The 13,023-nt window shown below is 56.2% G+C and carries 4 protein-coding genes; 1 reads left to right on the forward strand and 3 read right to left on the reverse strand.

What is annotated here, in order from left to right; genetic code table 11:
- Positions 1–127 precede the first annotated feature (127 nt).
- Positions 128–673: an RNA 2'-phosphotransferase gene (kptA, locus tag WG891_RS03300; protein WP_337262755.1), complete on the forward strand. Its 546-nt coding sequence runs from the start codon at positions 128–130 to the stop codon at positions 671–673.
- Here kptA and WG891_RS03305 read toward each other — a convergent pair.
- From WG891_RS03305 to WG891_RS03315, 3 genes are read right to left on the reverse strand one after another with little or no spacing between them, the layout of a single operon-like run.
- Positions 657–1,085: a hypothetical protein gene (locus tag WG891_RS03305; RefSeq protein ID WP_337262756.1), complete on the reverse strand. Its 429-nt coding sequence runs from the start codon at positions 1,083–1,085 to the stop codon at positions 657–659. The two genes, kptA and WG891_RS03305, sit on opposite strands and share 17 nt — an antisense overlap.
- Complete coding sequence (locus WG891_RS03310; protein ID WP_337262757.1) at positions 1,085–11,311, reverse strand: hemagglutinin repeat-containing protein; 10,227 nt, start codon at positions 11,309–11,311, stop codon at positions 1,085–1,087. Before WG891_RS03310 ends, WG891_RS03305 begins: the two co-directional genes overlap by 1 nt.
- Positions 11,312–11,338: 27 nt before the next feature.
- The gene (locus WG891_RS03315; RefSeq protein WP_337262758.1) at positions 11,339–13,018 is read right to left on the reverse strand and encodes a ShlB/FhaC/HecB family hemolysin secretion/activation protein; all 1,680 of its coding nucleotides are present in this window, start codon (positions 13,016–13,018) and stop codon (positions 11,339–11,341) included.
- Between the last annotated feature and the right edge of the window lie 5 nt (positions 13,019–13,023).

Raw genomic sequence — 13,023 nt, forward strand, 5'->3', positions numbered from 1 at the left:
CGGTCAAAAAATACTCGTAACGTACAATAATTCGATATCCAAACTGCCCCCTAATACATGAACGATAACTAACTAACCTATAAGACAAATTTCCGCCAATCATGCGGGTTTATTCGAGATGAACATCATGACTAAACAACATACTGAAGTCAGTAAATTTTTAAGCTATATACTACGCCACCAACCAGAGGCTGTTGGCTTATCACTGGACAAGGAAGGTTGGGCTGTGATAGCTGACCTCCTCATTTGTGCAAACAAAGAAGGTTATAATCTTGACCAACCCCTTCTGCAGACTATCGTTGCTAATAGTGATAAAAAACGCTTTACGATATCTGAAGATGGGCTCAACATCCGAGCTGTTCAAGGACACTCAACGCAACAAGTAGACATTAGCTATAAAGAGAATGTACCACCTGATTTCTTATATCATGGTACTGCAACTCGTTTTTTGGAAGCTATCAAAGAGCAAGGGTTAGTGGCTGGATCACGCCAGTATGTACATTTATCGAGTGATGAAACTACAGCCATAGCTGTTGGACAACGACACGGTAAGCCGTGTGTGTTAAAAATAAAAGCCCTGCTTATGTACAAGCAAGGCATTAAATTCTATCAGGCCGATAATGGTGTTTGGTTGACTAAAACAGTGCCAACGCTGTTTATTGATTGGCAATGATAACTTCATCTCCTAAAGTCACGCTACTAGCGAAAATCTCAACCAATACATTTTCTGATAAGAAGGCAATCTTGAAGTGTTTTATAGACCTAGAACTGCCAAAATGACGTTCCCATGCAAGCGTCGCTTCAGAAGTTGGGTACTCAATCAAGGCTCCCATTGATGGAGCCTGAACACTTGAGCTGTAATTTACATTGAACAAAGGTACACCTGGAAATGTAGTCCGAGAAAAAGCACATACCATATCAAATCGTAATTCACGATAGCATGTAGCTTGCAACCCTTCCTCAGCGTCATACTCAATTTTGAGTACAAGCACCAACCCTTGTGACTCAAGAACGACTGCATTCTCCCCATAAGGCGGTAACCACTCATAGGGATTTAGGATAGAAATACCAGCACCTGCTTCCATTATTTTCTCCCTTGAGGAATATCTGGGCTACCAGTTTCTGGAAGCTTATTATTTTTTAGCTGATCGGCAGCAAGATCATTGTAAGTCTTCCCATCCATTCCCGGTACTTTTACATTTGTTTGGTTAGTTCCATACCAATCAGATTTTGGAACCCCTGCACGGTCTAATGCTACAGATGTCCGCGTATTTAAAATTAATTTCGTACCATTCATCTCTACATAGTCAACGGCTAATTGGTTTGGCTTGATAATTCCACTACGAATTGCATTAGCTAAATCATCCACAGTGTTGATTGGATAACCTGCTATCTGGCTGTATTTAGCGGCACCTTCTGCACTGAATGTTTCATTTGCCCTTATTTTCGATTGAGCAAAATTCGCATTGGCAACAGAACCACGTTCCGTAGTTGTTCCTTTTGTTATAGTTTGCTCGGTCGCTGCACCCGTTTTCCCTCCAGTGAGACTTCCTATGCCCAGCGCACCATAAGCTAGGTTACCTAAACCATCGGCTCCGGTCTTCAGCAATGAAGCTTCTAGCCAATCACACTTACCAGCACACTGGTCAATGATATCAGCATACCATTTCGCCGAATCTTCATAAGCACGTCCAGCCATGTTGTCCTGCTGACGCAGTTCAGTATACGCTTTTTCATCAAGTTCTATTTTCGAACGCGTATCTGCAACACAGGCAGCATCACCGGCATCCCAGCATGATTTCAGCTTCTGAATATTCTCTGCTGACTCCTGTGCCATATCCTTACGGATTGTCTGCTCACAATCTGCATTTCCGTTACATCCTTTGTACTTCTCAGCGTATTTTTGCGGACTTCCCTGGCTCAGGAAATTATTATCCACGGCATTCTTGCCCGCTTGCGCACCCGCCAGAGCATTGGCACTGCTATCACCGGTCACTCCCCCCGCCAACCCTGCCGCCAACGTTGCCAGTGCACTGATATTCTGCTTCTGCTCCTCGGTCAGATTTTCAGGTTTCACGTCAGGGTACAACTGCCCCGCCAGATAACGCGCCGCCAGTTCGCCACCGGCTGCACCCGCTGCCCCAGCCACCGCCGAGTTACCGCTCATTTCTGCCGCGATGGCGCCCCACACCGCATGCGCCAGCACGTTGGCTGTGTCGTTACCTTTGGTGTACGCCTTGATTTGCTCCGCCGCATACGGGCTTAACCCACCAGCAATCGCCGCCGCCATATTGCCACCGGCCAGGCCCTGCAACGCTGCTGTGACGGCTTGTGCCGCTTTTTGCAGGTCGCTGCCGGTGCCGTATTTCTGCATCTCCGCTTTGTAGGTCGGCGACTCTCGCAGCATCTTGGCATAGGCTTCTTTATCCGCCACAGAGGCGTTTTCCGCCAACGGCTTGCCGCCCGCCTTGATGTACGCTTCCCGCGCGGCATTCAGCCCGTTGATATCCCCCTGCGTCCGGACGATATCCATCGCCTGTGCACCGATTTCCCCGATGAGTTGCGCCGCTTTCAGCCGATTTTGTTCTTTCTCTTTGTCAAAAATTGGCCCGATACTGCCGTTGGCGTTCTCGGTGTCTCTGCTGAGTTCAGCCACATCCTGTTTCTGGTTGGCCTGGTCACGAATGGTAATCGTACCCTCACTGACCGCTGCCTGGCTGGTACCTTCCGCATGGCCACTGTTATTGGCCCCAGCCAGCGACAGGTTGTTACTGTTCGACAGCACATTGCCCAACAGGCTGCCACCGGTGCTAAAGCTGCCGCCCTGGTGTTCAGTCTTGAAGTCCGCCTTGTTGTCGATATCGCTAAAGCCCAGCGTACCGGTATCCAGGCTGTTTTTGCTCTTGTCGGCCGTACTGGCAATCACAGCCCCGTCAAGCTGGGTATGGTTCCCTACGGTGATATCAAAACCACCTTGTCCGGCGTAGATACCCGTCTGCTCCTGCACGCTGTCATAGTTGCTTTGCAACTTGTCACGGCTGGTCGAGAACTGCACATTGCCACCTGGGCTGCCAATCGGCACCGAGACGCCGCCCGATATGCTGGTCTGTTTGGCATCAAAACGGTCGCTGTCCTGCTGGCTGCTGAGCGTCAGGTCGCGCCCAACGTCCATCTTCACGCTCTCGCCACTCACCTGCGCGCCGTTTAACGTGGTATCGCGCCCGCTGGTGATGTTCACCTGGTTACCGCTGTCAATCGTGGTTTCTGTCCACTGGGTGCCGTTGCCTTTCTCCGAGCCCTGGCTCTTGTTGGCGTTGGCCGACACCGCCACACCTGCGGTCGAGACATCGACCCCGACGCCAAAACCGCTGCTGCTGTTCTTGCCCGTCGTCTGCTGGGTGTTGGCTGCACCGCTCAGCAGCACATCGCGTTCAGCATTCAGCGTGGTATCCCCACCGGCTTTCAGTTGGCTACCCGCAATCACAATATCCCCGCTGTTGGCAGTCTGGCCTTTGCCCGTGGCGGTCACAGAGAGGTTGTTACCTGCCGTAAGCCGCGAGCCGCTGACCGTCGTCGATTGCGAATGGGATTCCGAACTGGACTTCTGACTCCCCAGCGAGGCGCTGACCCCGAGGGTGTTTTTAATATCCCCGCCTTTAGCCTGCTCCAACGCCACGGCTTGGCCCGCTTGCACACCAGACAGCGCTGCATTGGTGCCTTGTAACGCTGCCAGGCGGCCGTCGGTTTCTTTCTGCGCCTGCTGCGCCGTGTTGACGGCGGTGTTCACCGCACCGCCTGCCGCACCAGACAGCGCGACGGTCAAGCCACTGGTTTTCTGCTCAAAGCTCTCATCCCGACGGGTGATATCGTGCCCTGGGTCAATCTGTACGCTGTCACCGGTCACCGACAGGTTCTGGTTGGCAATCACATCCGCACCGCCGATATGGGCTTTACCGCCCGCCACGATGCTCACATCGCCCCCGGTCGACCCGATGGTACTCACGCTCTGGCTTTGGGTGGTACCGTCTTCGTTCACCTGATGGCGTGATGAGGTGCTGCCGATGGTGAAGCCCAGCCCACCGCCGCTGAACACACCGCTCTTTTTCTTCTCATCCAACCGATAGCTTAATTGCTCTTCGGTAGCGGCCACTATCTCGACGTTATTACCTGCTTTTAGATTAATATTGCCATCACCGACCACGGCAGAACCTTTTACCGTCAGGTCGTTACCCGCCGACAACGACACGTTGTTGCCGCTGAGCAGTGAGCCTTTTTCCTGCGTCGCGTAGTCTTCCCGCACCGTATGGGTGGTGGTCTTCGACAGGAAGCCTTTCTTGGTTTTGGTTTCTTCGAAGAAGTGATAATCGCTTTCGGTGGCGCTATTTAGTGTGATATCCCGCCCGGCATTCACTGCCACGTCACCGCTGGCCTGCACCTGTGCCGCATTCAAGGTTGCATCGCGTTCGGCACGAATGGTGGTGTTGCCACCGCTGGCAATCTCCGTCCCCTGCTGGCGAATGGCTTCGTCCACCTGCTGGCGTTTGCCGCCTTTGCTTTCGCTGTACTCGCTGGTCTGTTGGGTAGTGAGGTTCACGTCGCGCCCGGCGCTCAGGTTGACGTCGTTATCCGCCACCATCGCCGCCGCCTGCGCGTTCACATCCCGCCCAGCGCCTAACGTCAAATCACCGCCGCTGGTCAGTGTGCTGCGCGTCGCACCGTTGCTGCGCTGCTCGTCACCGTTGTTTTTCAGCCTGGTACTCTCTTCCTGCGTTTGCAGGTTGATATCACGCCCGGCCATCACGGTGGCATCGCTCTGGCTGCCCACCTGGCTGGCCTGCACATTCACATCTCGGCCTGCATTCACGACCAGCGGTCCACCGGCGCTGATTTCACTGGCCTGGCTGCTGTGCGTCTCGCTCTCTTTTACGCGGTTCCAGGTCTGGCGCTTGTCGGCATCGTAGGTGCTGTTCGCCAGAATATTGATATCGTTACCCGCCGACAGAGCCATGGCCCCACCGGAGGTCACTGTCGCCCCCAGAATATCGATGTTGTTCCCGGCGCTCAGGCTCAACGAGTCTCCGGCCCGAAGGGTGCCGATATCACCCACTTCCGTGTGCGACAGGGACAGGCTTTGTGACAGCCAGCCGCCCGTTGTGCCTTGCGCTGCCCACTGGCGGGTCAGCGTCTGGTTGATGATGTTGCCATCCAGGCTTTCCAGCGCGACGCGGTTACCGCTGAGGGTAGAGCCGATGTTGCTGATATCGCCGATAGCACTCAGTTGCAGTGAACCTGCCGCATTCAGCAAACCACCGTTCAGGTTGTTGATCGCCCCCTGGCTGGTCACGTTCAGACGTTCGCCACCCTGAAGGGTGCTGCCGCTGTTGGTCAGGCTGCCCGCATTCAGGTTCACCTGGTTACCGCTGATCACACTGCCGTTCAGTACCACCGTATCCTTGCTCGACAGGTACAGTTTCGGGGCCAGTACCGTCTGGCCGTTGACCGTCACCGGCTCCCACCAGACGATACTCTTGTCCAATGCAGCGACCTGCTGCGGCGTCAGGCTGACACCAAATTGCAGGCCCAGCCCGGTTTGCGCCTGCGCGGCGTTGTCGATCAGATATTGCATCTGCGCCATATCAGAACCGACGCCATTGATATAACGTTGGCCTGTCTGGTGCAGCACGGCGTTACTGATATAGCGAGTATCAAAAGCTGCATCCCCGAGGAAGCGATAGTCGTAATCCGGGCGCAGGTTCAGGCGGTCAAGGAAATAGGCCGAACCGATAAACTGCGTTTCGTTGGTGTAACGGCTGTCATTTTCCTGCGGGGCACTGCCCGGCTGTTGACCCAGTAGACTGTACAGTGAATCAAACAGGCTGTTATCAAGCTGCCCCAGGCCGTTCAGTTTCGGGTTGGTGGTGATAAGGTACGGGCTGTTCGGATCCGGGTTCGGTACGAAGCGGCCATCGCTGCCGTTCGGCAACGGGTAGTCCGCCAGATCTGCCGCCGTGTTGCCCAGTGTGCTCAGCGCATTTTGCAGGTTGTCTTTCCAGGCTGGGGTGCCCACGGTAATGCTTGAGTCACCGGCCAGTTCCTGTGCCTGTGTGCCTTCTACGTTACCTGGTTGCTGCAAACCGTCCAGCACCGGTGTCGCCAATGAATGGCTGAACCCGCCCGCATTAGGGGTGACGGTCGTGTTGCTGATATCACTGGTGAAGTTGGCGTTAACTGCGCCACCGGCTTGAATAATGGCACGATAGAGTTCACCATTTTCATTCACTGTCTCACGTCCAGTCAGCATAAATTCGATGCTGTCATTTTTCGGTCGCTGCCCTGCTGGGAGGGTCAATTTCGAATCAGCAAATGAAGGCTCTCCCTGTGCCCCCACTATCCAAGAGGGGACATCATAATTTTTAACATATTGATAAACATAATAATCAGTGGAGGTTCCTGACTGATAGCTTTGATTACTGAGCTGCTCCCCTGTCAGCACTATGTTGCGATTAGCAAGGAGTTCACTGGCAGCATTTTCAAGGCTCCCAGCAAAAATACTCAAGTCCCTGCCCGATGCAATGCGTGAAGCGCCGCCTTGACTAACGACATCTACCCGCGTTTGCGTTTGCGCAAACTTCTGAATCGCATAGTCACTGAAGGGGGCGTAATAATAGTCATTATGTATAATGTAGTCGCAAGAAGCATTAGCACTGCACGAGCTTACCCGTTGTGACCACGTATGCAGATAATAGCCATAACTCTCTGGATCCAGTTTCCCAATCGGAATGTTGACGGAAACCTCCCCAATGTTATCACCTCCCCCCAAATTAACCGTCTTGCTCTCAAGCGCCAGCCCATCACGCTGATTCAGCAAATGTGCGGTGTTAAGGGTGATATCGCCGTTTTCGGTTTCGAGGGTACCGGACGTATTGACGATTTCGCTGTTGGCATTGCCCGCGGTATCGCGTTGCATCCACAGGCTGTTGCCCGCCAGAATATCGCCGTACTGGTTAGCAATACGGTCCGCCAGCAGGTGCATGTTGCCACCACTGTACAGCATGCCGCTGTTGAACAGTTGGCTCACTGCACTCAGCAGCAGATCACCGGCGGTGCCGATAAAACCGTAGTTATTGATGACACTGCCACTGAATAACTGGACCAGGCCGCCTGATTGCAGGCTGGAGCCTGCGTTTTGTGTGATACCGGCTGCATCAATCCGCACGTCACCGTTGCCACCGCGCACTGTACCGACGTTGGTGAATTGCCCACCACTGTAAATCGCCAGGCTCTGGCCCTGCGTGGTGCCCGTCAGCGTGATGTCCCCCTGGCTGGAAAGATGTAACGTGTTGCCTGCCGCCAGGGTACCTTGTTGTGCAAACGCATCATTCAGTGTCAGCGCAATATTGCCCAGCGCCACCAGTTGCCCAAACTGACTGAGCGCACCGCTGACCAGCGTCAGATCGCCCGCGCTGAACAACTTGGCGTTTTGCCCGTTATCGATCTGTTGCGCCTGCACTGCCAGTTGTCGGGTGGCCAACAACGTACCGGCATTGCTCAGGCTGCCAGTATTCAGTTGCAGGCTCTCGCCTTGCAACATACCCAGGTTGTTGAACACAGTGAGCGTCAGCCCGCTATTGCCCGCCGCAATCAATGTACCGGTGTTATCCAGTTGATTACCGTTAAAGGTAAGGCTACCCGCCTGCAACCACCCACTGTTAGTCAGGCTGGGGGCGTGAAGCGACAAGGCACCGCCCACTACCAATGTGCCCGTGTTGAGCACCGGGTTGGTCAGCACTAACGTACTGCTCCCCGCACTCTGGACAGTGCCCACGTTATCCAGCCCTGCCGCCGTCAATTGCAGCCCGTTCTGGCTGCGCACATCGCCCGCGGCCAGGTTACGGAATACACCGCTCAGTTGCGCACTGAAGGCCGCCTGCCCCAGCAGGAGTCCGGTGTTGGTGAGCTCTGCCGCCTCTACGGCCAGCGCTCCGGCCTGGATACGTCCCTGGTTATCTACCTGATTGGCTTTCAGGGTGGCCGTGCCATTGCTCAGTATCTGCCCGTCAGTCTGCTGGCCGATGTTACCGCTCATCTCAGCGTTAAGCTGATTAACTCCGGTAATCACACCGTTGTTGAGCAGCGAGGTGCCTGTCAGCGACAGCGTGGCCGCTTGCCAGTTGCCCTGGTTGACCAAGGCCAACGCGTTAAGCGCCGCTTCGCCGTTGGTGACAATCTGGCTGCCCACACCGCTGTGGAAATCACCGGTCAGATCCAATTGAATGCGTTTGTTCGCCTGCAGCGTACCGCTATTGTCCAGTTGGCGCGCTGCCAGAAGGATCTGTTCGCCTTGCCATACCCCCGCATTGCTCACTGCCGCCGCATTCACCGTCAGTTCACCGCCGCTCAGTAACTGACCGCGGGTCGCATTATTCAAATCCTGTTGCAGTTGCAATACCAACCGCTCGATGCCGATCAGCGTGCCGCTGTTGGTCAGTTGGCTGGCGTTCAACTGTGTGACGTTGCCTTGCGCTTCGCCCTGATTGGTCAACTGTTGCGCAGTAAGCCTGAGTTGGCCTTCACTGAGGATTTTTCCGCTATTGCTCAGCGACGCCACACTCAGCGCAATCGGCCCCTGGCTCAGCAATTGCCCGCCGTTGTCGAGAGTCTGGGTGACGTTCGCCGTCATGCTGTTAATACCCAAAGCGCTGCCGGTGTTGTTCCAGGTTTGTGTCTCCACATTCATGTCGCCAGCCTGCAGTTTGCCAGCGTTGCTCAGTTGCCCGGTGTGCAAGGCCAGGTTTTCTCCTGCCAGCAGACGTCCCTCCAGGCGGTTAGTCAGCGTTTGTGCCTCAATATCCGCACGGGCCCCGGCCTGTATCAACCCACGGTTGTCCAGACTCTGGGTATTTAACGTCAGCGTCTTCGCCGCCAGGGTGCCACTGTTGTTCAGTGAAGGCACATCCAGCGTCAGCCCCTGGCTTGCCAGGAGCGAACCGCTGTTATCCAGGCTACGGGTAAACGCCAGTTCAAGCTGCGGCGCACCGATAAATCCACTGTTAGTCAGGGCATCACCGCGTAAAGTAAGCTTCTGCCCCGCCTGCAAAGTCCCTTGCTGATTAAGCTGCCTGACCGCCAGCGTTAACCCGTTGTCAGCCTGCATACGGCCTTGTTGGTTGAGGCTGTCACTGCGCCAGTTGAGAGTACGGGCAATCATGTCGGCGCGGCTTTCGGCCTGCGCACCGCTGAACGTTAAATCCCCCAGGGTGGTAAACACCCCGGCAAGCTGTGCGCTTTCCGTCGCCGCCAATACCATGCCGTCTTTGGCCTGACTTTGTGCGCTATCCCCCGTGGTGAACTGTTTGCCGGTTATCGTCAGCGAGCGATCGCTCGACAACAATCCACTCAGCATAAATTGGTCACCCTGCAAGCGGATATCCCCGGCGCTCAGCAATGCCGAGCCCGTCGTGGTCTGCAGGTTACCTGTTACAGCGATACCCTGAACCCCGGTCGCCCGGCCAGCCAGCAGAAACTCACCGGCCTGTACGTTCAGCAGTCCTTCGGTATACAACGACCCACTGACGTTCAGGGTATCCCGCACCGTCAGTGTCAACGGTTGCTGTGAACCCATCAGCCCACGGTTATTGGCCGCATCGGCATGCAGCGTCAGCGCGCCCGCCGATTGCAGTTGGCCGCTGTTATCGAGTTGCAGAACGTTAACCGTCTGACTCCCCTGCGCCTGTAACAACCCGCTGTTATTCAGCGTTTGTGCCGTTACCTGGCTGTTGCGGTTGGCGGCCAGTTGGCCTGCGTTAGTCAGGTTATTGGCCTGCAGCGTCAGATCGCGCCCGGCAGTGAGTTGCCCCTGCCAATCCGCACTGCCGCTGAAGGTGAACTGGATATCCTGTTGTGCACTCAGCACACTACCGCTTGTGCTTTGCAGACTGCTACCCTGCAGGATGAAATCCCCACCAGAGCTGGCTTTCCCCGCCAGGCTCACTGCGCCGCCTTGCAGCGTGACGCCGTTCAACCCGGTCAGTTGCGAGCCACCATCCAGAATCAAGTCGCGTTGGGCTGCGGCAATCACCGTTCCCGCCCCGAGCTGGCTGTTCAGCCACTTCTGCTCACCGGCGTTTACGACGAGCCGCTGGGTGGCGGTCAGGTTGCCTTGTGCGTCCGTGCCTGCCAGCAGGGTGCTGTTGGTCGCTGTCAATTGGCCTGTGGCATGCACCTGAAGGTCTTTCGCCGCGCTGAGCGTGGTCTGCGCCAGTGCCAGGTCACCGCCGTTGAGTACGATCTGCTGACCGGCTTTCACCGAGGTGTGACTCAGTGCCAATTGGCCCTGGCTGTTCAAGGCGACGTTTTGAGCGGCCTCATGGCTGCCACTCAGCGCAATATCGGCTGCATTGACGGTCAAGTTCCCCTGCGCCAGCGTGTTATTCAGCGTCAACTTGCCGTTGGCATCCAGAGTGATATCCCCGTCACGGGCATTGAGGTTACCGAGGTTAACGCCGACGCCGGTTTCGCTGGACACCAGGTGAATTCGGTTGGCATACATTCCGCCCAAGGCGCCTGTGTCGATCGCAACTTTTGGCACGTCGCCCTGACCGGCGATCGGTGTAGCGTTGCCTTGCGCATCCACCCGGTTGGCACCCAGCGTGATGGTTGCGTCTTTGGCATGCAGTTGCGCGTTGAGGTCGGTGGCACGGGCAATCAGCGCGAACTTGTCGCTCTGGCTGGCATCCAGCCCTTGGCCCTGAATGCTGATCGCCCCCTGGGTTACTTCCAGCGCCTGCAAACTGCCGTCGGCACCCAGTACCGGTTTACCGGTGGTCAATGTTGCATTCGGGGTGTTGATAAAACCGCAGCCGTCGCAGGTGATACCATACGGGTTGGCCACCATCACATTGGCCTGCTTGCCCGCCACTTCCATATAGCCCTGCAGTTGCGAACGGTTCGGGGTCACCACTTCATTGATGATGCCCTGGGCTTCTTTCCCGGCCTGCAGATTGGGGTTGTTCTGGATCAGACCACCCAACTGGCTCTGAGTGAGCCGATCGGTGGCGTTGTTGAGGATCAGCCCCTCTTTTCCCACGTTGAAGTCGTTGTATTTATTGTGGGAAATTCCGGCCTGATTGGGTGTGGCGATATTGACCACCGGCACACCGTTGGCGGCCTGATCGAGTTTCGTATTGCCTTCGGCAACATTTACACCGTTGGCAAAGGCGGGTAACACCGGCTGCCACGCCAAAAGGGTACACAGGGCATAGCTCAGCCAACGTTGGGTGGCATGAAGAGGACGATCCGTTGACTGACTCATGTAGTAAACCCTTTCCCTGGACATTAATTAAAGAACAATACTGATGCGGTAATAGACAGAAACCCGGTCTGGCTCCAGCCAACTCGGGTGTGACAGCGGCCAACCGACGGTCAACTGGCTGCCAAAATAACGGTTGCGGCTGCCGAGCCCCACCGCGCCGCCCCACAGCGTGCCGGAGGCATAGGTATCCTGAGAGTCGTGGCGCAGGTAACCGCCATCCACCGCACCCAACAGGGTGATTGTGCCGAGGTACGGCAGGCTGAATGGCGACCAGTTCACCTCGTTACGCCAGTAACCGCCGTTATCCCCGGACAGATACTGCTCCTTGTAACCCCGCACCGAGCTTTCGCCGCCGACAGTCAGGCGTTCGCTGCCGTATAACCGATCGGGCGACCACTGGCCGTAGACGCTGGTGAGATAGGTCCAGTCCTGGGCAAGTGGCAGGTAATAGCTGCTGGAGAGTGAAGTCTTGTTGAACTCTGCTCTCGGCGCATCGTGGCTTTTACCGCTGTCGTCTTCCGCCCCCAGCCACGGCACGCCACGGCTGTATGTCGGGTTGAAGGTGGCAAATCCGCCCCACAGCTTCTGGCTGTGCGCCACGCCCAGCGACACACTGGTGAGCTTGCGGCTGCTGCTCTCCAGCCGGGCGTCGTTGAGGTAGTTGCGATTGATACGGTGCGTCAGGCCCAGCGCCAGGCCGGTTTTTATCTCACTGTTGCGGAACACGACGCGGGACAGGTTGAAACGGTGCGTCTGGCTGTCGCCGCTGGAGCGCCAGTCGAAGCCCTGATTGTTGATGGTCGAGAGGTAGTCGCTGTAGGAATAGTTGTAATCCGCCAGCCAGTAGCCGTAAGGCAGGCTGACACCCGCCTGCACGCTGCGGGCGTTGTGATCGCTGGCGAAATCGCTGCTGCGCGCGCCGGAGACAAACCACTGATCCGCCAACCCCAGCAGGTTATTGCCGGTCAACGAGCCGTTGATCTGCCCGGTGCCGGTGCTTTTTTGCCCGCTGTTATCGAACCCCAACCCCAGCATCACCGGGAACTCTGGGGTTGCTGTCAAGTTCACCACCGAATAGCCCGGCTGGCTGCCAGGCAGGATTTCAATCTTGACCGGTTGCTGACGCAGGCGGTTGATCTGCTCCATGCCCTGTTCGACATCACGGAGGTTGAGGATAGTGCCCACCAGGCCGGGGAACGCCATCTTCAGCATGCGGTCATCGCGTTTATCCAACTGGATCTTCTCCAGTTGGCCTTCAAGAACGAGAAGTTTCAGTTCCCCGCGAGACAGATCCTGCTCGGTGAGGAACGCGCGGCTGGTGATGTAACCGCGCGCGATATACCAGTCGGAGACCTGTTGCACCAGGGTCTGGATCTGCGCCAGATTCAGGCAGCGCTGGAGATAAGGCTGCGTGAGCGTTTGCTGCGCGCTGGCAGGCAGGTGAGTGGCGCCCTCAAGACGAATGGTATTGATAGTGAAACAGGGGCCACCTTCAGCCGCAACGGGTGGGGCCTCTGGGCGCGTAGGGGAAATGCTGCGTTGCAGTTGCTGGCGCTGCTGCTGGTTTTGCTGCAGCAGATCACGCTGTTGCTGCTGGATAGTGTCGCGATCGGCGGGGCTGAGAAACGCGCCTGAAACCGGAAAGACTGCACAACTTACTGCGACGAGCGCACAAAAGCGCCACGCCTGCTTCCTGCATGCCAACATGGATC

The organism is Serratia sp. MMO-28 (assembly GCF_037199905.1).
GTDB lineage: Bacteria > Pseudomonadota > Gammaproteobacteria > Enterobacterales > Enterobacteriaceae > Chania > Chania oryzae.